The sequence below is a fragment of the Runella sp. MFBS21 genome, assembly GCF_029433105.1.
Taxonomy (GTDB): Bacteria; Bacteroidota; Bacteroidia; order Cytophagales; family Spirosomataceae; genus Runella.
Genome location: NZ_JARNTW010000028.1, coordinates 27,215 through 48,843 on the forward strand (window position 1 = coordinate 27,215; position 21,629 = coordinate 48,843).

General features: G+C 45.2%; 20 protein-coding genes and 1 pseudogene. 19 read left to right on the forward strand and 2 right to left on the reverse strand.

Annotation, left to right across the window (positions count from 1 at the left end):
- The first annotated feature begins 96 nt into the window (after positions 1-96).
- The 12 genes and pseudogenes from P1X15_RS29665 to P1X15_RS29725 all read left to right on the forward strand — a co-directional run bounded on the left by P1X15_RS29665 (position 97) and on the right by P1X15_RS29725 (position 13,654).
- Positions 97-780 (forward strand): RNA polymerase sigma factor, encoded by a 684-nt coding sequence (locus tag P1X15_RS29665; protein ID WP_277341756.1) that lies wholly within the window; start codon positions 97-99, stop codon positions 778-780.
- A gap of 72 nt (positions 781-852) precedes the next feature.
- Entirely contained in the window at positions 853-1,734 is an 882-nt protein-coding gene (locus P1X15_RS29670) for a hypothetical protein (protein WP_277341757.1), read from the forward strand.
- A 29-nt stretch (positions 1,735-1,763) separates the two neighbouring features.
- Positions 1,764-2,507, forward strand: a pseudogene (locus P1X15_RS29675) (caspase domain-containing protein); the annotation flags it as partial.
- Positions 2,508-2,600: 93 nt separating this feature from the next.
- Positions 2,601-3,341 carry a formylglycine-generating enzyme family protein gene (locus P1X15_RS29680; RefSeq protein ID WP_409049719.1) on the forward strand — a complete coding sequence of 247 codons (741 nt, stop codon included), beginning with the start codon at positions 2,601-2,603 and terminating at the stop codon, positions 3,339-3,341.
- Between the two features lie 135 nt (positions 3,342-3,476).
- Complete coding sequence (locus P1X15_RS29685; protein ID WP_277341760.1) at positions 3,477-5,090, forward strand: SUMF1/EgtB/PvdO family nonheme iron enzyme; 1,614 nt, start codon at positions 3,477-3,479, stop codon at positions 5,088-5,090.
- A 135-nt stretch (positions 5,091-5,225) separates the two neighbouring features.
- The gene (locus P1X15_RS32655; RefSeq protein ID WP_409049717.1) at positions 5,226-6,503 is read left to right on the forward strand and encodes a caspase family protein; all 1,278 of its coding nucleotides are present in this window, start codon (positions 5,226-5,228) and stop codon (positions 6,501-6,503) included.
- A gap of 193 nt (positions 6,504-6,696) precedes the next feature.
- Complete coding sequence (locus P1X15_RS29700) at positions 6,697-7,293, forward strand: SUMF1/EgtB/PvdO family nonheme iron enzyme (RefSeq protein ID WP_277341761.1); 597 nt, start codon at positions 6,697-6,699, stop codon at positions 7,291-7,293.
- 265 nt (positions 7,294-7,558) lie between these two features.
- A complete protein-coding gene (locus P1X15_RS29705) occupies positions 7,559-7,981 on the forward strand; it encodes a hypothetical protein (protein ID WP_277341762.1) in 423 nt (140 codons plus the stop codon).
- A 210-nt stretch (positions 7,982-8,191) separates the two neighbouring features.
- A complete protein-coding gene (locus tag P1X15_RS29710) occupies positions 8,192-9,766 on the forward strand; it encodes an SUMF1/EgtB/PvdO family nonheme iron enzyme (RefSeq protein ID WP_277341763.1) in 1,575 nt (524 codons plus the stop codon).
- Positions 9,767-10,020: 254 nt separating this feature from the next.
- Positions 10,021-11,679, forward strand: coding sequence for an SUMF1/EgtB/PvdO family nonheme iron enzyme (locus tag P1X15_RS29715; protein ID WP_277341764.1), 1,659 nt, complete (start codon positions 10,021-10,023; stop codon positions 11,677-11,679).
- A gap of 185 nt (positions 11,680-11,864) precedes the next feature.
- A complete protein-coding gene (locus tag P1X15_RS29720; RefSeq protein WP_277341765.1) occupies positions 11,865-12,326 on the forward strand; it encodes a hypothetical protein in 462 nt (153 codons plus the stop codon).
- Positions 12,327-12,514: 188 nt separating this feature from the next.
- On the forward strand, positions 12,515-13,654 hold the full coding sequence (locus P1X15_RS29725) for an RtcB family protein (protein WP_277341766.1): 1,140 nt from the start codon (positions 12,515-12,517) through the stop codon (positions 13,652-13,654).
- A 20-nt stretch (positions 13,655-13,674) separates the two neighbouring features.
- On the opposite strand, the gene P1X15_RS29730 is transcribed toward P1X15_RS29725, so the two are convergent.
- Positions 13,675-14,121, reverse strand: coding sequence for a hypothetical protein (locus tag P1X15_RS29730; protein WP_277341767.1), 447 nt, complete (start codon positions 14,119-14,121; stop codon positions 13,675-13,677).
- A 252-nt stretch (positions 14,122-14,373) separates the two neighbouring features.
- Between P1X15_RS29730 and P1X15_RS29735 the strand changes: the two genes are divergently transcribed.
- From P1X15_RS29735 to P1X15_RS29755, 5 genes are all read left to right on the forward strand, one after another.
- Positions 14,374-15,141 (forward strand): hypothetical protein, encoded by a 768-nt coding sequence (locus P1X15_RS29735; protein WP_277341768.1) that lies wholly within the window; start codon positions 14,374-14,376, stop codon positions 15,139-15,141.
- Between the two features lie 5 nt (positions 15,142-15,146).
- Positions 15,147-15,845 (forward strand): RDD family protein, encoded by a 699-nt coding sequence (locus tag P1X15_RS29740; RefSeq protein WP_277341769.1) that lies wholly within the window; start codon positions 15,147-15,149, stop codon positions 15,843-15,845.
- Between the two features lie 128 nt (positions 15,846-15,973).
- The gene (locus P1X15_RS29745; protein WP_277341770.1) at positions 15,974-17,563 is read left to right on the forward strand and encodes an SUMF1/EgtB/PvdO family nonheme iron enzyme; all 1,590 of its coding nucleotides are present in this window, start codon (positions 15,974-15,976) and stop codon (positions 17,561-17,563) included.
- Positions 17,564-17,700: 137 nt separating this feature from the next.
- Positions 17,701-18,300 (forward strand): caspase family protein, encoded by a 600-nt coding sequence (locus P1X15_RS29750; protein WP_277341771.1) that lies wholly within the window; start codon positions 17,701-17,703, stop codon positions 18,298-18,300.
- 23 nt (positions 18,301-18,323) lie between these two features.
- Positions 18,324-18,902 (forward strand): hypothetical protein, encoded by a 579-nt coding sequence (locus P1X15_RS29755; RefSeq protein WP_277341772.1) that lies wholly within the window; start codon positions 18,324-18,326, stop codon positions 18,900-18,902.
- 21 nt (positions 18,903-18,923) lie between these two features.
- On the opposite strand, the gene P1X15_RS29760 is transcribed toward P1X15_RS29755, so the two are convergent.
- On the reverse strand, positions 18,924-19,478 hold the full coding sequence (locus P1X15_RS29760) for a hypothetical protein (protein WP_277341773.1): 555 nt from the start codon (positions 19,476-19,478) through the stop codon (positions 18,924-18,926).
- 61 nt (positions 19,479-19,539) lie between these two features.
- Between P1X15_RS29760 and P1X15_RS29765 the strand changes: the two genes are divergently transcribed.
- Together P1X15_RS29765 and P1X15_RS32660 are read left to right on the forward strand one after the other, a co-directional pair.
- Positions 19,540-20,823 (forward strand): caspase family protein, encoded by a 1,284-nt coding sequence (locus P1X15_RS29765; protein ID WP_277341774.1) that lies wholly within the window; start codon positions 19,540-19,542, stop codon positions 20,821-20,823.
- Between the two features lie 300 nt (positions 20,824-21,123).
- Positions 21,124-21,273: a WG repeat-containing protein gene (locus P1X15_RS32660; protein WP_409049718.1), complete on the forward strand. Its 150-nt coding sequence runs from the start codon at positions 21,124-21,126 to the stop codon at positions 21,271-21,273.
- The last annotated feature ends 356 nt before the right edge of the window (positions 21,274-21,629 follow it).

The following is a 21,629-nucleotide window of genomic DNA, read 5'->3' on the forward strand; positions in this document are numbered from 1 at the left end:
ATTGTTTTGATTGTGATTTAGGGGTTTATTCGTGAAATTTATCCACCCATATCGCTCAACCCTATTTTATAAAAACTCAACCTTATCTTTCTGTCTATGCCTCTCCCCAATTCTAATCAGCACAATTATCCTAATGAAGCACAATTTTACGAGGATTTACAAGCCGAACGCCCAGAGGCGTTCAATCACTTATACTTACAAACCTATCAAAAATGCCTACCTTTTGCTCTTTCCAAAGGTAGCAGCCAAGATGAAGCCAAAGACTTGCTTCAAGAGTGTTTAGCGATTTTTGTGGAGAAAATCCGCAATGGTACTTATGCCTTTCGTGCCGATACCAAAATCACTACCTACTTCTATAGTATCTACATCAATCAGTGGAAAAAAGCCTTTGAACACAAAACCAAACGAGCAGAGGTACGCCTTCAGACCCAGTACGAATCCCCTCAGGACGACGCAGAAGAGACTTTTAAAGAAAGTATTTCAAGTACACCTTTTAGAGTAACACTCCAAGATGAGGACGGACACCAAGAAGACATTTCGCTACCCGATATGATAGACCTCGCTGACTATGATGATAGCGAGCGGTCGTGGATTTTTCGGAAACTTCAGCGTGCTATGAAACTTCTGTCAGAGGATTGTCAGGAAGTATTGACGTGGTTTTATATCGAAGATTGGTCTTTGAAAAACATTGCCCAAGCACTTAACATCACCGAAGAGTCGGCAACGGTAAAGCGTTTTAGATGTGCTAAGTATCTGAAAGAGAAGTTTAGACTTGCTTGATAAGGAACTTCATAAAATCAGTATTAACTGATGTAATCCCATTATTGACATTTTTCAAATCATCCCCCAAATATGGAACTAAACGAAAAAACATTTGAGCAAATCCATGCGTATTTGCGAGGCGAAGGTACAGAGGAAGAGCGTATGGAGTTTGAGCAACGAATCATACAAGACCCCCAACTAGCCGAGGAAGTAACAGCCCAACAACGCATAAAATCGGGCTTGAAAGCTAATAAGCACAAGCAGCGTTTTGCGGAAATACACGCTCAACTTGAGTCAGAAGGCGCACTCCCCACTTGGGAGGTCGTTGCATCGCCAACGGAAGTACCCGAAGTGCCTGTCAAACCTCTCAGCCAACCACGTCCACTATGGCGATACTGGGCAGCAGCCGCAAGTGTAATCATAGTGGCGGGTGTAGGATGGTACATTTATACATTACAAGATACTACTCCCCACCTAGCTAGTCATCCAGATACTACTGCTCCTTCGGATACTACAACGATTCCGCGCGCAAACCAAGAAACTCCAGAACCTGCTTCGCCGAAGCCTTCTTCTACTCCTGCTACTCCAAAAACCATCACCCCAGATTACAAAGCTCTTTTTGCCCAAAACTTTAGCCGTACCCCGTCCATTGGTTCGCCTTTTTCGACCGAAAAACTAGGTGTAAACCCCACTATGGTGGCTAGATGGCAAGCTGATACCGCAGCCCTACATGAAGGCATACGTTTGCTAGATGCAGGACGTGGGCGGTCGGCATTAGTAGAGTTTCAAAAAGTAGAAAAAAGCCGTTTTGAGGAACTTCGTCAGCATGGCGAATGGTATGTAGCTCTGGCGCTTTTATGGCAAAGCGAATATGGCCAAACGCGCGAACGTCTCCGAACCATTAGTACCAGCGAACAACACTTCTATCAAACAAAAGCAAAAAATCTCTTAGCAAAAATAGATAAGAAGTAATCTAATTATATAAGGCAACAATTTAGATTATGAGAAATGGGCTTTTAATTTTTTTATGGTTATGGGTACTTGGCTCTTTGGAAGCACAACGGGCTTTTAAGCCAATCCAACCCAAAAAAGGTCGATTAGCTTTGGTGATTGGCAATTCAGCATACCTCGGACAGGCCCTTCCTAATGCCGCCAACGACGCACAAGATATGGCCAAAACACTTAGTCTTTTGGGGTTTGAGGTTATTCTCAAAGAAAACCTCACCAAAAACCAAATGGAGGAGGAAATCAGTGCTTTTGTAAAACAACTTAGCAACTATAAAGTAGGACTTTTTTATTTTGCTGGGCATGGTTTCTTAAGTACCCAAAAAGACAACTATCTTATGTCTACGGGTGTGCATAGAGGGATGACCGAAACTTTTGCTAAAAGCCACTCTATAGCCCTAGAGGATGTAATGGGCAGTATGGACGAAGTTGAAAATACCCCTACCAAAATCTTAATAGTGGATGCCTGCCGTAACAACCCCTTCCGCTCGTGGGGGTGAACCACTCAAAAAGGATTGGGAACGATGAATGCTCCCGATGGGATGATCGCCTTTTTTGCGGCCTCTCCTAACGAAGAAGCTTCCGAAAACCCAGGACAACGCAATGGCCTTTTTACCCAAGAATTACTGTCTCAACTCAAAATACCCAATTTGAGCTTTGATGAGCTAATACGTAAGACCACCAATGCCGTTAAGAGCCAAAACGCCGCTCAACACCCCTATCGGGTAGGTGATTTGTCGGATGTGTTTTACTTCAATCACTCTCCTGCCCCTACTCACCCCGAGGAGCCTGCCAAGCCCGTTGTTGACTTAGAACCCGTAGCGATGCGCTACATGGAGGGGGGCAGTTTTGAGATGGGGAGCAATAAGTATGACAGCGAGAAACCCGTACACCGCGTAATGGTAAGCAGTTTTCGGATGGCCACTTATGAGACGACGGTGGGGGAGTTTGAGAAGTTTGTAGAAGCGACGGGCTATCAGACAGAAGCCGAGAAAGGGAATGGCAGTTATGTTTGGACGGGTACAAAATATGAGCAGAAATCTGGAGTGAATTGGCGTTGTAACACGGCGGGCGAGCCACGTCCCCGTTCTGAATACAATCACCCAGTGATTCATGTGAGTTGGAACGATGCAGTGGCCTATTGCGAATGGCTGAGCCGCAAGACGGGTCAGGTTTATCGTTTGCCTACTGAGGCGGAGTGGGAATACGCGGCACGTGGCGGTCAGCAGAGTCGCGGCACGATCTATGCGGGCAGTAATAGTTTGGATGAAGTGGGCTGGTGTACGACTAATACGCAAGACAAAGGTACGCAGTCGGTGGGTCAAAAAGGGTCAAATGAATTGGGGTTATATGATATGAGCGGGAATGTATGGGAGTGGTGTAGTGATTGGTATGGAGATTACAGCAGTGATTCACAGACCAATCCTAGGGGTGCTGCTACAGGGTCTTATCGCGTGCTTCGCGGTGGTGGCTGGCTCGACAGCCCCGCGAGTGGCCGCGTGGCGGCTCGCAGCTACAACACGCCCTCGCTTCGCATCTTCAACGTTGGCTTTCGGGTAGTGTCCCTTCAGTAAACAGGGAGGTAATCGGCCTAGTGCGGCGTGTTTTGTCACCCCGTAGTTTTGTGACCCTGTTAAGGGTCTATTCTCGCTCTTTGTCACCCCGAAGGGGTCTATTTATATCGTAAAACAGCATCAAAATCTAGCCTTATGCGTACTTTTTTCTATTACTCCCTGTTTTTTTTCAGCCTTGGGCTGCTAAGCACCCCCGCATTTGCCCAACCCAAAGGGATGAAACCCATTGACAAAAGCCAAATGCCAGCGGGTACAGAGCGGCGGCTAGCGCTGGTGATTGGCAACAAAGACTATACCCGCCCAGAGGCACGCCTACAAAACCCTCTCAACGATGCCAACGACGTAACGGCCACGCTCCAGCAGCTTGGTTTTGAGGTCATCAAACGTACCAATCTCGACCGCGCTGGACTGGAAACGGCCATTGATGATTTTGCTGCCAAACTCACTAGCTATGATGTGGGGCTATTTTACTTTTCAGGCCACGGGATGGCTTTTCAGGGTGAAAACTATTTGCTGCCCACAGATGCCAACTTGAGTTTTGAAAACCAAGCCCGCTCACAATGTGTGTCTTTGAGACGTATCCTCGACGGCATGGAGGGTGCCCAAGCCAAAGTAAGTTTGGTATTGCTTGATGCCTGCCGCAACAACCCTTTCAAACGTAGTTGGAGTCGTAGTACGGGTGGCAATGGCTTGGTGATTCCCAACAACCCCCGAGGTAGTATGGTGGCCTTTGCGACCCGGGAAGGCAGCACCGCCGACGACAATGTGAGTGAGAGCAATGGGCTTTTTACAAGCGAGTTGTTGAAACACTTACGAACGCCCAATCTGGGTTTACGCGACATTCTCGACCGCACTATTGACGGTGTAGAAACCCGCAGCGGAGGCCGCCAAGTCCCCGGTCGCTACGACGAGTTACGTGGAAATTTTGTGTTTGTACAGACAGCCTCCCCCATCGCCAAGACTGAACCTTACACGCCGCCTAAGCGCGAGGAGCCTACGCGAGTTGAACCTGCCAAACCTAAAGCTAAGATCTTCATGGATTTACCCTTTGCAGAGATGGCTTATGTGGAAGGCGGTACGTTTCAGATGGGCGATACGCGGGGAGAGGGAGGGGCTGACGAAAAGCCCGTACATAGTGTGACAGTGAGCAGTTTTTACATGAGTAAATACGAGATTACGCAGCGACAGTGGGAGTCTGTGATGGGGAGCAATCCGAGTTATTTTAAGGACTGTGGTGATTGCCCCGTAGAAAAAGTAAGTTGGGAAGATGTGCAGGAGTTTTTAAAGAGATTGAACGCCCGTACGGGGGGTAGCTATCGCCTGCCTACGGAAGCGGAATGGGAATACGCGGCGGGCGGAGGTAGTGGCACCCGTACGCGTTTTGGCAATGGTCGGGATGTATTGGATGCTACGGAGGCAAATTTTTATTCCAAGGCTGATGCCAAAGAACCTTATTCGGTAGTAGGCGATTATCGGACTAAGACCATAAAAGTGGGCAGTTTTCGGCCTAATGGATTGGGGTTATACGACATGACAGGCAATGTGTTGGAGTGGTGTAGTGACTGGTACGGTGACTATAGTAGTAGTGCTAGTATTAATCCTACAGGCCCTACTACAGGGTCTTATCGCGTGCTTCGCGGTGGAAGCTGGGGCGACAACCCCGCGAATAGCCGCGTGGCGTATCGCAACGGCTACACGCCCTCGGATCGCGACAGCTACGTTGGCTTTCGGGTAGTGTCCCTTCAGTAAACAGGGAGGTAATCGGCCTAGTGCGGCGTGTTTTGTCACCCCGTAGTTTTGTGACCCTGTTAAGGGTCTATTCTCGCTCTTTGTCACCCCGAAGGGGTCTATTTATATCGTAAAACAGCATCAATATCTAGCCTTATGCGTACTTTTTTCTATTACTCCCTCTTTTTTCTTTTCAGCCTCGGACTGCTAAGCACCCCCGCATTTGCCCAACCCAAAGGGATGAAACCCGTGGGTGGTAACGCTCCCGCCGGCACTGAACGGCGATTGGCTTTGGTGGTAGGCAACAAAGATTACCCCTACCTCAACCCGCTGCGTAACCCACTCAACGACGCCAACGACATGGAAGCGGCACTCAAACGCCTTGGCTTCGAGGTCATCACCGTCACCAATGCCGATTACCGCGCCTTGACCAATGCCCTGACTCGCTTCAAGGAAGGCTTGACGCAGTCGGATGTGGCCTTTTTTTACTATTCTGGCCACGGAGCAAGCTACGGTGGTAAAAACTACCTGCTGCCCACCGACCTCAACGCCGATTGCCTCGAACAAATTGAAGATCAGGGATTATCGCTGAATCGCATCTTGGGCGATATTGCTTCCAAAGGCGTAAAGAACAGTTTTGTGGTGCTGGATGCCTGCCGCAATATTCCTAAACTGCGCCTGTGCGACAACAGCAAAAAGGACATCACCACCAACGGTTACGTAAAGCCCACCAACAATCCGCGTGGCAGCATGGTGATCTACGCCACCGAAGAAGGCACCACGGCTGACGACAACGCCACGGGACGCAACGGGCTCTTTACGGGCGCGTTGCTCAAATACCTCACCCGCCCCAACCTGACCATCAAAAACATCTTAGACCAAGCCTCGCTGGAAGTGGATGATAAAAGCGGTGGCCGCCAAACCCCCGCCCGTTATGATAAAATTTACGGCGATTTTTACTTTGTGCTCTCGGGCGATACGCCATCTAAGCCGCTCCCCGCAGCGACGGAGGTCAAAACACCCCCATTGGAGCCTAACATGCAGGTTATCAGAATTAAATCTATCAAAGAAGCCATAAAGTTTGACCTGAAAGAGTTTACGGTGATTGCGGGTAAGCCCGTTGAGTTGATTTTTGATAATCCCGATGCCATGCACCACAACCTCGTGATTGTGAAGCCCAAAGCAATGGATATTGTTGGCAACGCGGCTGATAAAATGATTACGCAAAAAGATGCTGCCGAGAAAAACTACGTGCCTAATTTGCCGCATGTGATTGCTTATACGCCCTTGGTCAATCCCAACCAATCTTTCCGTCTTACTTTCATGGCGCCCACTGAGCCAGGCAATTACCCCTACATCTGTACCTTCCCAGGCCACTGGCGACTGATGAACGGGGTAATGAAAGTAGTGAAAGAGGAAAGCAAGCCAAAGTAGTGAAGAGGAAAGCAAGTCAATGAGTAAATATAATTCTAATTGGGGGAGTGAGCTGGACTTAGAGCCTGTGGCCATGCGCTACGTAGCCTGTGGCAGTTTTGAAATGAGCAGCAGCGATGGCGAAGCCGACGAAAAGTAACGGTGAAGGGATTCCGGATGGCACGTATGAGACGACGGTGGCAGAGAGCGATGTGTGGAAGCCACGGGTTACCAAACCGAAGCGAAGAAAGGCAATGACAGCTATGTGTATGTCAATAGTAAGTTTGAGGAAAAAGTGGGGGTAAATTGGCGCTGTAACACGGCTAGGGAACTTCGTCCTCGCTCGGAATACAACCACTCGGTGATCCATGTAAGTTGGAACGATGCGGTGGCCTATTGCGAGTGGAAGACGTATCGTTTACCTACAGAATCGGAGTGGGAATACGCGGCACGTGGCGGTCAGCAGAGTCGCGGCACGAGCTATTCTGGCAGTAATAGTTTGGATGAAGTGGGGTGGTATATGACTAATACGCAAGGGAAAGGCACGGAGTCAGTGGGTCTAAAAGGGGCCAATGAACTGGGCTTGTATGACCTGAGCGGGAATGTATGGGAGTGGTGTAGTGACTGGTACGGTGCCTATAGTAGCAGTGCTAGTAGCAATCCTACAGGCCCTACTACAGGGTCTGATCGCGTGCTTCGCGGTGGGGGCTGGAGCAACCCCCCTGCGTATAGCCGCGTGGCGTATCGCAACGACGGCATGCCCTCGTATCGCTCCCGCGACGTTGGCTTTCGGGTAGTGTCCCTTCCCTAAACAGGGAGGCATTCCGCCTGACGCAGCGTGTTTGCTCCTTTTAAAAAAGATACGAACGCAGCTGTGGAGGGAGTAGGAGGGAGGGACGACGGAGTCGCCCAGACCGAGTAACGAACGGGGTCGCCCAGACGGAACAGCGAAGAGAGTCGCGCCGACTGAAGATGGCTCAGAAAAAAAATACAAGTTTGTGAAGTGTAAGTGATAAGGTTGTGGGCAGTTTGGGAATATACAAACAAGAAAACTTCCATCTCATTCACAAACTTCAATGAAAACACAAACTCTTTTTAATAACAACAAAAAAGGTACTGCTGGTCTCACCGCCAAAGGTATAGCATGGGTAGTGATGTTGGCCTTGTTTACAATGGCATTTACAAGGGCTTCCCAAAGCAACCATTCCCTACTAGAAAGCCAATATGTGGTGTATATCGGTGGGGTAAATGTGAATACTTACCATGGTAAAATCAGCCACTTGGTCATTAGTAACGTGATTTATTTAGAAGAAAGTGAATTGACACCCGCCAAAAAGTACTTTAACGAACAAGTATTTGGGGACTTTCCCAATTACCGAAATAGCTATTCTTCTGGCTATAATTCTTATTATAAAGTATTCGAAAATAAATATGACGCACTGGCCTATCGAAAACGCCTCATCGAAAGTGCCCAGCAAGTAAATGCTTATAATTTATAACATCAGACTGGTTTTGAGCAATGCAACCACCAAGCCGCAAAGGTTTTTCTTTGCGACTTGGTGCTATTACAAATCTTCTAACGCTTCGATGTAGCTCAATAAACCATATTTCCTTTATTATTCGATAATTTTTCGACTGGGTTGTCTATCTAAATTCCTTATTTTTGAATTTTAGCGTTTTTTGTCTAAAAGACTCTCCAATACCAACTTATGAAACAGGCTCTTTTACTCATTTTTTGTTTTTGTATTTCTTCTTTACAAGCCCAGCGGGGCTTCAAAACGACTGCTTCGGAGTCCGAAAAACGACTGGCACTCGTAATTGGGAATGCCGCCTATACGGGTCAGGCGCTGACCAATCCGCTCAACGACGCCCGTGCTATGCGAACAACTTTGCAAGAGCTTGGTTTTGAGGTACACTACTATGAAAACCTCAGCAAAGCGGGTCAGGAAACGGCTTTGTTGAAGTTTGTTGCGGCCCTAAAGAGCTACAGTGTGGGCTTGTTTTATTTTGCTGGCCATGGTTTTGAATCCAAAGAAAAGGTCAACTATCTAATGAGTACGGATGTAACCTCCGACCTGAATGAGGTGCTGGCCAAAGACAAAAGCCTGAGCCTTGATGTGGTGATAGAAAGTATGCGGGAGGCCAATGCCAAGACCAATCTGCTGTTGGTCGATGCTTGCCGCAACAATCCCTTCCGCTCTTGGAGCCGAGACGGGGCTAAAGGGTTAGGTAGCGTGAATCCACCCTTAGGAACGGTCGTATTTTTTGCAGCTTCACCTGGTCAGCAAGCCGACGACAACCGTGGAGGCAAAAATGGGTTGTTTACGGAAGAATTGCTGACTCAACTCAAAACACCGAACTTAGAATTGGTTCAAATCCTTAAAAATACGAGCCGAGCGGTTTATAAGCGTAGCGGCAGTCAAGTACCCTCACTAACGGGTCAATTGCTGGATGATTTTTACTTTTTGCCCCAATCGCGACCCTCTTCCAACACCACTGATCCAGAGCCCTACACGCCGCCCAAGCGAGAGGAGCCCGTGCGGGTTGAACCCGCCAAAGCAAAGACTAAGACGTTTATGGATTTGCCCTTTGCGGAGATGGCGTATGTGGAAGGCGGTACGTTTCAGATGGGTGATGAGGAGGGAGACTCCAGCGAAAAGCCAGTGCATAGTGTGACGTTGAGTAGTTTTTATATGAGTAAGTACGAGATTACGCAGCGACAGTGGGAGTCTGTGATGGGGAGCAATCCGAGTTCCTTTAAAGATTGCGCTGATTGTCCCGTAGAAAATGTCAGTTGGGAGGATATTCAGGAGTTTTTAAAGAAGCTAAATGCCCGTACGGGGGGTAAGTATCGCTTACCCACGGAAGCAGAGTGGGAGTACGCGGCGGGCGGCGGTAGTGGCACCCGTACGCGTTTTGGGAATGGTCGGGATGTATTGGATGCTGGGGAGGCGAATTTTGATGCGCGTGCTGCTTCCAAGGCATCGTATTCTACAGTGGGGGAAGATCGTAAGAAGACGTTGAAAGTGGGCAGTTTTCGGCCTAATGGATTGGGGTTATACGACATGACAGGCAATGTGTTGGAGTGGTGTAGTGACTGGTACGGTGCCTATAGTAGTAGTGGTAGTATTAATCCTACAGGCCCTACTAGAGGGTCTAATCGCGTGCTTCGCGGTGGGAGCTGGTTCACCGGCCCCGCGAATAACCGCGTGGCGTTTCGCTACGACTACACGCCCTCGCTTCGCAACAGCAGCGTTGGCTTTCGGGTAGTGTCCCTTCAGTAAACAGGGAGACAATCCGCCTGGTGCGGCATGTTTGCTCCTTTTAAAAAAGATACGAACGCAGCTGTGGAGGGAGTAGGAGGGAGGGACGACCGAGTAACGAACGGGGTCGCCCAGACGGAACAGCGGAGAGAGTTTTGTCACCGCCTTCGGCGGTCGAATTTTGAAATTTGTGACCCTATCAAGGGTCTATTCTCGCTCTTTGTCACCCCGAAGGGGTCTATTTATATCGTAAAACAGCATCAAAATCTAGCCTTATGCGTACTTTTTTCTATTACTCCCTCTTTTTTTTCAGCCTTGGGCTGCTAAGCGCCCCCGCATTTGCCCAACCCAAAGGCATGAAGCCCGTGGGTGGCAACGCTCCTGCGGGTACAGAGCGGCGGCTGGCATTGGTGATAGGCAACAAAGACTACCAAAAGATGAACCCTCTTCGCAATCCACTTAACGATGGCAATGACATGGCAGTAGCGTTAGAGCAATTAGGTTTCGTGGTCATTCAAACTACTAATGCAGATTATCGCACATTTCTTAATAGCATCAATCTTTTCAAAGACCGCTTGAGTGATTCAGATGTAGCCTTATTTTATTATTCGGGTCATGGCTTGAGTTATGGAGGTAAGAATTATCTCATGCCTACAGATGCTGATATCAGTTGCCTGGATCATATCGAAGAATATGGCATTTCGCTCAATCGTATTTTGAGTGATATTAGTGCTAAAGGAGTTAAAAACAGTTTTGTGTTGCTGGATGCCTGCCGCAACGTTCCCAATCTAAAAGTATGCGATAATACAAAGAGGGACATAAATGTAAACAATAGCTTGGTCAAACCTACTAACAATCCACGTGGTAGTATGATTGTCTATGCCACCGAGGAAGGCAGCACTGCCGACGATAATGTGAAGGAAAGAAATGGATTGTTTACAGCCGCTTTGTTGAAATACCTCATCCAGCCCAATTGGGGCATCCGTACTATTTTGGATCAAACTACTATTGAAGTAGAAAAACGCAGTAGCGGCGCTCAATCACCGGGACGATATGACAAACTCCAAGGTGATTTTGTATTTGTGCAGACCGCCTCCCAACCCTCAAAGGGGGAACCCTCTGCGCCGCCAGTGCGCACTGAACCCGCTAAACCAGCCGTAGACCTCGAACCCATTACAATGGTAAGCATTCCCGGTGGAAGCTTTATGATGGGCAGTAATGAAGGCGAAGCCATCGAAAAACCCATTCACCGAGTAACAGTGAGCAACTTTCGCATGGCTAAGTACGAGACAACAGTAGCCGAATTTGAGCAATTTGTAGAGGATACGGGCTACCAAACCCAAGCAGAGAAAGAGAAAGGTAGTACTGTTTTTGTTAATGGTAAATGGGAGAAGAAATCGGGCGTAAGTTGGCGTTGCAATACAGCCGGTGAAATCCGTCCCCGTTCAGAGTACAACCATCCTGTGATTCATGTCAGTTGGAACGATGCGGTAGAGTATTGCAAATGGTTGAGTTTAAAAACGAGTCAAACGTATCGCCTCCCTACAGAAGCAGAGTGGGAATACGCTGCCCGAGGCGGTCAGCAAAGTAAAGGTTATACCTATGCTGGCAGCAATGATATGAATGAGGTGGGTTGGTTTGGAGAAAATACTCAGTTAAGTGGTACTCGTGCGGTGGGTCAAAAAGCGCAAAATGAATTGGGTTTATATGATATGAGTGGTAATGTGCTGGAGTGGTGTAGTGACTGGTATAGCACTAATTACTATATCAATAGCTCTACTAACAATCCTAAAGGTGGTCCTCCAGGATCCAATCACGTACTGCGTGGCGGTAACTGGTTTTTGATCGCGAATAGCCGTGTAGCGTCTCGCCTCAGTAGTATCCCTTCATACTGCAATAGCTACATTGGCTTTCGGGTGGTTGTTTCTCAATAAACAAGAAAACAGTCTGTTATGCTATTCGTATTTTCCCCTAGGGTTCTGAAGCGAGGGGACAAAAGAAAATTTCCCCAAAAAATACACCTTAATACTATCATAGAGACGCAATGTTTTGCGTCTCTACAAGCGGACAGTTTTCAAAAAATATACATTAATACTCTACCTATAAAACCTATTTTAGTATGGCAGGTCTATTGATTGACAATCTTATTAAAGAAATCCAAGAAGAGTTTGGAAAAGAACTAGTCATTACTAGCAACACGCGAACGCCGCTGTCGCAAGCCAAAGCGATGTATAATCATTGCGAGGCAAAATACAACCAAAACGCTCATAACCTTACCTCCTACGCAGCGTATAAAAAGCCTTGGGTAGATGCTATCTATGGCGCTTTTAAGCAGGGCAAAGACAATAAGGAAACTCACGAGCAAGTCATTAAGCGAATGGAAACAGTCATTCAGTCGCAGATGAACCAAGGCAATTATATTTCCAATCACCTATTGAATACTGCGCGCGATATTCAAACAAAACATTTCTCTAAAGAAGAACTTTCGACGCTTAAAACGTTGATCAACAAGCATCAAGAACTGTTTCTCAACGACGAAACTCGCACCAAGCAGCCTCACTTTCACCTTCATCTTAAGTGAGCCTTGCAAGACTCCAATATAGTCCATAGAGTTTTTATCGCTCTAGAGGGCATTACTTCGTTTTCTCAAATAATCATAATTGGTAGTAAAAAATCTTCTCTTACTGATAAGGTTTTTTCTTAAATCAGGATAAATCAATGTAACTCAGAAAGCAGTTTTCCTCAGTCCTGATTTTAATAAACTAGACAATGAAACCCGTAACTTATTTTTGCAACAAAGAGAAAATAGAAACCAATGCCCTTGAGCAAGTGGAGCAGTATGCCCAAAATCAACACATAGAAAAAGTCTGCGCATTTACTGATATTCATTTCTGCGACGAGAAAGCGGTACCGGTTGGCGTAGCATTTTCATCTACCGATTATTTTTATCCGCTTGTTACCGGGAAAGATATTGGTTGTGGGGTGATGTTTCTGAAAGTATCCAAAGCAGATTGGCTAAAACCCTTTAACAAACAGGAACATTATAGAGCATTGAATTTGGCACATACCAAAATGACCGACGATGGTCTAGGGGGCGGAAATCACTTTTTGTCATTGGAAGAAGATGAAGATTACATCTACATTATTTGTCATACAGGTACGAGAGATCGAGGCATTGGTCTTTATCAACATTGTATCGGTTTAGTCGAGGAGTTTTCACTTGAGTATGGCGCTAAAGTCCCTTTTGTTCATACCTCTTTCATTGACCAGAAGTTTTATGAGTATTACAATGAAACATTACAGTTTGGGTATGAACGAAGAAAGAATTTCTGCCTTAAAACATTGATCTTTTTGCAGAATGCCAATTATATAAAAAGCGATAAAAATGCAATCAGCAAGAATTATTTGAGTCTGGATTTTGCCAAAACAGAAGAAGAAGGCAATATGTATGGCACAAAGTATGAACTGAAAGATTCGATCCATAATCATATTCGTTTTGAAGCAGAAACGGGGAAAATAACCCATCGAAAAGGTAGCACAGAGTTAACTCAAGACGCCATTGTTGTTATTCCATTATCGATGACACGAGGTAGTTTGCTGGTAAAACTAAAACCAAATGCACCTTTAGCCGAAGAGGCGTTGTATTCTTGTGCACACGGAGCAGGAAGAAAGCTTTCGCGGTTTGATACGCTGAAATACTGGAAAAGTGCTTTAAAGGAAAAAGACAGAAAAGCCTACAAAGAAAAATTTTCTGAAATGCTGGACCGTTCTGGCAACTTTTCCAGTGGTTATATTCAAGAATTTGACTTTGCGTATAAAGATCATTCCGAAATTTTTGACTACCAATCTTACCTAAAAAAGGTAACGGAGACAAAGCCAATTGTAACGATAAAATACACCGAGATTTAGGAAATCTAGATGATCTTACGCTACCAATCTACTTTTGGATAGTAATAAGGGGCAAAACGAATATCTAATTTCTTAAAATTTCTTACTCTTTTAACGACACGTGTCTTTATGTTAAAGGAATAAATACCCGGCTTCTTGTTTAATCGAAAATCTTCCAGAATCTCTACTTCAAAATCACTTACTTGTCTTATGTCATACGTAGATTGAAATAACCTTTCATATTTAGGTAACGTATCATGCAAGGATTCTACCTGAGTCTGAGTAGGTAACCATAAATAAAAGTCATAGTGTCCAAACAATAAAGCCCAATTTTCATCCTTATCAATAACACCAAGCTTGACATCACAATAGCAATCACCAATGTAAATGTCTTGTCCGTTTCTTTTATCGACCATATAACCGCATTCATAATGACCACCTAAGCAATAATTTTGACTTTCAGCAAGTATAGTTTCTGGGCGTTTCATTTTAAGGAGTTTTAAAAGAGGAAGGGATATAGTGCGATTTGCATTGTTTATTGGTAATTATAGGGGTTTTTTATGCAAATACAAAATAACAATAAACCCCTACTTTTTGGTTTGTTAGCATTAAAATTATGATAGCTTATGTCTAGTGTTTGGCGTAATTGGTTAGCCATAAGTGTAATAAAAAATCCATAGCCACTGATAAGGTTTAGTAGCACTAATGTATAAAGTTACAAACAAACCTTTTTAGTAAACATGTACGCTGCTCTCATCACCTCGTCCAATAGCCAGATTCGCAACCGTGCTTTAGCGGGAAGTATATTTTTAAGCACTGCCCTATTGGCCACCCTGTGGTTAGTAAAATTGCACGTTTCCACCCCTATCACTCATCAAACCAAAGCGGTGATAGATACCGTAGAGCTACTTGCATGGGTACCGATGCGAATTGAAGTGAGTCCTAAAACACAACCTGTGAGTCACCCAACTAGCAGCGGTGCGGCACCAGCGCCACGCTTTGCACCTAAGCCCACACCCGCTCGCCCAAGTGCCTCAGAGATCAGAGGTACTGCTCAGCCCGTAGTGACCCAAACCAACGAATCCCCCGTCGAAACGCCCAAAATCGAACCTAGTAGTCTTTACAAAAAAACCGAACATCGGGGCAGTGGCAATGACCCCAAAGCCAACACCAATCACGGTGGCGCTCCCAATGGCGAGCCCACAGGTGGCTATGACGGCCCTAGCAAAGGAAAAGGAGGGATAGGGTTGGATTTAGCTGGTTTTCGCTTTGGCAAAATGAGCGTGCCGCAAGATCCCTATGATGAAACTGGCCGGATTGTGTTTCGCATCAAAGTAAACGCCGAAGGTGAAATTCTGGCTTTGACCATTCTTGAGACATCGGTATCGGCCAGTATTGCCCAATGGTACAAACAACAACTCTCCAAACTTACAGTAGTGCCTACTTCCCAAGGTCAGCGACCTGAGGTCTCAGAGGGAAGAGTGACCATCAAAATCACGGCAAGATAAATCCCATGAGGTTCAATGTACTGATTCGTCGCCTAGTAGCCTCCTTCGTAGATATAGGTTTGCTTTATGCAGGATGGCACTTTTATGAATACATGCTCACCAAAGACCAGCCCATGGCCTACGACCGGCTGTTTGCAGGAGTATTTGAGCTGCTGAGCTATGTACCTTTTTGCTTGCTTTATACGCCTTTGAGCGAGAGTCTCAGTAGGGGCCAAACCATCGGTAAATATCTTTTGGGGCTTCGAGTTGTCTCAAGCCAACATGGAGGCTTTGGCCTCAAAGAAGCCTTTTTGCGGTGGTTGGGTGGTTGGGTCGATTTTTATATTACGTTAGGAATCGCTGCCGGAATTTCGATGCTACAATCTCGTCCCTACCAGCGCCTCGGCGACCGACTAGCGCGTACGTGGGTAGTCCGCGAATTTCGTCCTCAAGAGCGCATCAAGCTTCCTAGCCCTCATTTTAATTTTAGGGTCAGGGATGATTATGTGGAGAAAGGAAAAATCTATGAATACCGAGAAGCGGGGCGACGCTACAAAATCCAATGCTTAGGGGTTTGGATGGATGCTAGCCTGATATATGTTCGACTGCTTGTCCTAGAATCTGACCCTAAACCTTATTCTCTGCAAGTAGGTGAAATCTTGGAAGTGTCTATCAACACATCCGGCATTGTATTTCCTGGAATGTGGTATTTGAGAGAACTATAACAACAAAAAGAATGAAGACCTATGATTTTGGGCGGTCAATTGATAACTTTTCTGGCTGTTTATAGACCTAAATAATTATTTTTGAAAAGGTTATTTTTTACGTTTTGAATCTCTACTATGTCCACTTTATGAAATACTTCTTTTTCTTTTTTTTATGGAGCTTTTCGTGCTTGCACGCTCAGCGAGCCTTTAAGACAACAGGGAATGATAGCCAAACGCAAAAAGGTCGTTTGGCCTTGGTGGTTGGCAACTCAGCCTACCTCGGACAAGCCCTTCCCAATGCCGCCAACGACGCTACCGACATGGCTGCTATGCTCCGCTCGTTGGGCTTTGAAGTGATTCTCAAACAGAATCTCAACCAAACCGAGTTCGAAGATGTGGTATCGGATTTTACCCAACGTCTTAAAAATTATGCCGTAGGCTTGTTTTACTTTGCCGGGCATGGATTTGAAGCCAGCGACAACCTCAACTATCTGATGTCGATAGAAGTAAGAAGTGGTTTGAATGAGACCTTAGCCAAGCGGAAGTCTCTGTGTCTCAACGACGTGATGCATGGCATGAAAGAAGCCAATAGCCGTACCAACATCATGCTCGTAGATGCTTGCCGCAACAACCCTTTCCGAGGCTGGGATCGTAATACGGGTTCGGGTTTGGGGGCTGTCAATGCCCCTAGTGGCACGATTGCCTTTTTTGCCGCTTCTCCCGGCCAAACCGCCAGCGAAAACGCAGGGCAGCGCAATGGGCTTTTTACGCAAGAATTGCTAAAGCAACTACGCCAACCAAATTTGGAACTTATCAGTATATTCAAAAACACAGCCCGCGCAGTGACTGGAAAAAACACGCGCCAAACCCCCTACCAAGCGGGCTTTATCACGGATGATTTTTATTTCAAACCTACGGATACCCCTACTCCTGATACGCCGGCCAAGCGCGAAGAGCCAGCCAAACCCGTAGTAGATTTAGAACCCATTGCAATGGTAAGGGTAGAGGGGGGGAGTTTTATGATGGGTAGCAATGAAAGTACCGTTACGAAACCCATACATCGCGTCACATTAAGTAGTTTTTGGATGGCTAAGTATGAGACGACGCTGGAGGAATTTGAGAAATTTGTGGAAGCGACGGGCTATCAAACCGATGCCGAGAAAAATGGTTGGAGTTCCTGTTATCCAAATTATGAGAAGAAGGCAGGGGTAAATTGGAAGTGTGATGTAAGTGGCAACTTGCGCCCCCGCTCGGAATACAATCATCCTGTGATTCATGTAAGTTGGAATGATGCGGTGGCCTATTGCCAGTGGCTGAGCCACAAGACGGGTCGTACGTATCGTTTGCCTACGGAAGCTGAGTGGGAATACGCGGCACGTGGTGGTCAGCAAAGCCGGGGTAGGATGTATGCGGGTAGTAACAGTTTGGAAGAAGTGGGCTGGTTTACTGAAAATACCAATGATAGTGGCACACGTGCCGTGGGTCAAAAGGGAGCAAACGAATTGGGGCTTTATGACATGAGCGGCAACGTATGGGAGTGGTGCAACGATTGGTACGGTGCTTATACTGGCAGTGCTGACAGTAATCCTACCGGCCCTGCTAGTGGGTCTCTTCGCGTGTTACGCGGCGGTAGCTGGTACGAGACCCCCGAGTGGATTCGCGTGGCGATTCGCATCAACCGCCCGCCCTCGCTTCGCAACTTCCTCTTTGGCTTTCGGGTAGTTTCCCTTCAATAAACAGAGAGGCAATCCGTCTGACGCGGCGTGTTTTGTCTCCCCGTAGTTTTGTCACCCTGTTAAGGGTCTATTCTCGCTCTTTGCCACCCCGAAGGGGTCTATTTATATCGCAATAAAAAGAATCAATATCTAGCCTTATGCGCACTTTTTTCTATTATTCCCTCTTTTTTCTTTTCAGCCTCGGACTGCTAAGCACTCCCGCATTTGCCCAACCCACAGGCATGAAACCCATTGACAAAAGCCAAATGCCAGCGGGTACGGAGCAATGGCTGGCGCTGGTGGTGGGTAATAAAGACTACATCTGGGCCGATGCGCGGCTGCAAAACCTTCTCAACGACGCCAACGGCGTGGCCGCTGCCTTGCAAACCTTGGGTTTTGAAGTAATACTTCGTAAAAACCTGACTCAATCAGACTTTTTGCGTAATATTGATGATTTTGGCGACCGCCTCCGTCAGTACGATGTAGGCTTGTTTTATTACAGTGGCCACGGCGTGCAGCACAACGGGGAAAACTATCTGGTGCCGATTGACGCTAATACCAAAACGGCCCAAAAAATCGAATATGCCACCGCTCCGAGGAGTGTAGTCCAGAACGGCAATGGCGTATTTACCGCAGCACTGCTCAAATTCCTACAACGCGGCCAGCGCTTTGATGATATTTTCAGGATACAGTCAATGAAGTACGATAATGCACAATGCCCTTTTCAGACTTCCATTTTGAGGGCAAGAAAACCATAAAAATTACAAAATTGTATGCAATCATGAAGAATATAACCCTCGAATATCGTAAAGAGCTCATTGAACGCAGACGACAGTTACAGCTTAAACATTGGGTGAATCACACATTACAAAATTACAACTACATAATTGAAAAACTGAATCAAAACGCGGTAGATTACCAACTTTATTTGGGAAATCATCCCTTTGAGGCTGATAATACAAACTACGAACTATATGCTGGCCATGGCCTTTATTGGCGATGGGTAGATAAACATTTCCCCACACAGTACAACGGCATCAATTGGAGAGAGGTGCCGGAGGCGGTTTATTTAGACCACAATGAGTTGCGTTACCGTGACAATTTACCGGCTATATTGACGAAGCTTACTCAACAATATACCATCGAAGATACGGAAGTATGCATATTTTGGGGGTATCTGACCGGCGGAGGTCCAACTCCCTCTTTTCGAATAAAGTGGTCAGACTTCGTGCTATACTCTGATATATTTGATTACTACCATTATACGTTTGTTATTTCCGAAACCGCCAACTACGCCTTACAAACTCTTTTTGACGAGGCTTGGTGGGGGCGAGCTGATTCTGACCATGTTAAAATCTAACTAAACTGGCGGAAATATGATTTATTCACGCCCGTTTCGAGACTCGCGGCGGCGATTTTCTTCCAACAGATACCGATCTTTGCGGATAGAGGGTACTAAAATCAGATATGGTTTATCGGTCTTTTCATCAATGTCTTCTCCCACAATAACATATTCCTTTTCATTGGTACGATTATATTTTTTTACCCAAATTTCTTTATCAACCAATTTGAATTTTTTAACAACTTTCGATTCATTCTCTTCCAGCTTATTCGGTATAGTACCCCAAGAGGCTGCAATTAGAGAAGAACCTCCAACAAACCCAACAAAAAAATGTACTATTTTGTCCATAGGTTCTGGTGCTGCTGCTAGTATCGCAATTCCTGAAATTACTACAGCTGAACCAATACCCGTACCTATTAAAGAAGGAGTTAATGTTGCTTTCCTGTTCCACTCAGGGTACACTTTAATAGCTTCATTGTGCAAGCCTGTATCGGTTTCTTGATTTGTGGGAGGTGTACGTAGCAGAGGTTTATATGTATAACAGGAAGATAAAGAAAATGATAAAAAGAAGAGTAGAGGTAAATAAATTTTCATATAAAATTTCTATTTAAAAGATTGATTTGCAGTTTTACAAAAAAAAGAAAAAACTAATTATATGCGAAATAAAAGCCATTTTTTATGTTTTTTGGGATACATCATTCATTGCATTTCTCTGACGGTAAATGCTCAGGTATCGGATGCTGAAGAAATTACAGCATTAATTGGAAATGCTAAAGAAAAGGTAACAGAAAGAATGGGACTCCCAGAGCGACAAGTAGCTTACAGTTCAACAAAGATGCTTTACGAATTTTATCGAGTAGGTCTTTCTGTACAAAGTAGTATTGAAGACAGTCGAATCACAAAAGTCTTTTTTCATTCGGGAGTGGAACCGAGCAGCTATTTTAAAAAATATACAAATAAATTACCTCTCAACCTCAACTTCAACTTAAAAAGCATCCAGGTCATTGATATGCTGGGGAACCCTACTGAAAAGCAAAATGATGGTAAAGGCTATGTATACTATTATTATGATAATATTGGCGTTGATTTTATATTCATGAACAGTAGCGACCGTATGGTCAGCGTAGCTTTTCGCAAAAATCCTACCCCCAACTACATAAGTACCTCGAATGAGCAGCCCACAATTGTCTCCAACAAAAAACAGGAACAAGAAAATGAGGCGATTCCCAAAAAAAGCCAAGCCAAAACAGAACAAGTGTTGCTAAAAGAGCGCGTAGCTCTTATTATTGGCAACTCTACCTACGAGCACGGCAGCAGACTGGAAAGCCGCCCCATTAATGATGCTAAAGACATCAGTGAACGACTGAAGCAACTTGGATTTAATGTAACTACTCTTACGGATGCTACTAAAGGCCAAATTGAAAAGACGTTGGGTGATTTCAGTAAAAAGGCCAAAGATGCCGACGTAGCTTTGTTTTTTTATGCTGGGCATGGGATTGAATCTGAAGGAGTCAACTATTTGTTACCAATAGATGCCACACTTGAGAGTCGAGAAGATGCTCGCCTACAGGCTGTTTCACTTGACCTGATTTTGAGTGAGATGAAACGGTATAATACCAAAGTCAACTTGGTCTATTTAGATGCTTGCCGCAACAATCCCTTCCGCTCATGGAACCGTGATGTTGGCAGCAGAGGGTTTGTACAAGTAGGTAGACTATCCCAAAGTACAAAAGTATACTATGCCACTCAACCGGGTGATGTAGCCAATAATGGAAATGGACGTAATGGTGTTTTTACTGGCTCTTTGCTCAAACACCTTAAAAAGGGTGCTGAAATTGAAGAGCTAATGCGTGAAGTAACCATTGATGTGATCAAAACGACTAGCAACAATCAACAACCTTATTCCGCTGGGACTTTGTTAACAAAATTTGAGTTTTGAATTAATCGGGTGCTAAGATTTTATCAAAAAAGTGAATAAACAGCTATGAATAACATTTTTTGATAAAACCGCTAAAAATGGAAACCTATACGAATCGAATTCAACTTAACGCCGACCTTGTAGCAGCCGAAAGGGAGGGGTTATGGGGCATAATTGACAGACAGGGAACGACGGATTTATTATCTATTTTTATGGTAATATAGGCATATCTAAAGAGGGACTTTGGGGTTTCTTAATTACAAAGGTGACTGGATTTCGCAACCTCAATATCAGTAAATCAGCTATGAAACAAATCATGAATTGGTAAGTATTTGGAAAGATCAAAAATATAGTTTTATCGACAGTTATGCTCAGGAAGTAATCGTCTGTAAGTATGATTATTGTGGGGATTTTGACGAAAACGGATTGGCAGTGTTTGAAGAGAATTGCAAATTAATAATTTCAAAATAAGTGCTAACCGATAACTGTTATCCATTCATAATAAATGCTCGAAAATTTTTGCTTTTTTGTTGGACCTTGGAGTATGTAAAGCCTGCCAGAGCTCATTAAGGGCAGTAATTGGATTGTTAGAGCTATCGATTCGATTAGTATGTAAGTAACCATAAATTATGAATTACTACCTAAAAGCCATCCAAGGTGCTACCTTAAAGCGGCGTATTTTTGCTGACTGTGGTGAATAAGAACTTCTACTTCTGTCTCATTCCAACTTTTGCGATGTTGACCCATATCGATTACAAGTTAGATTTTCTCTTAGCGACTGTCCAGTTTTTTATCTGACTTGACTGGCAAGTTATATAGCTCCGTTG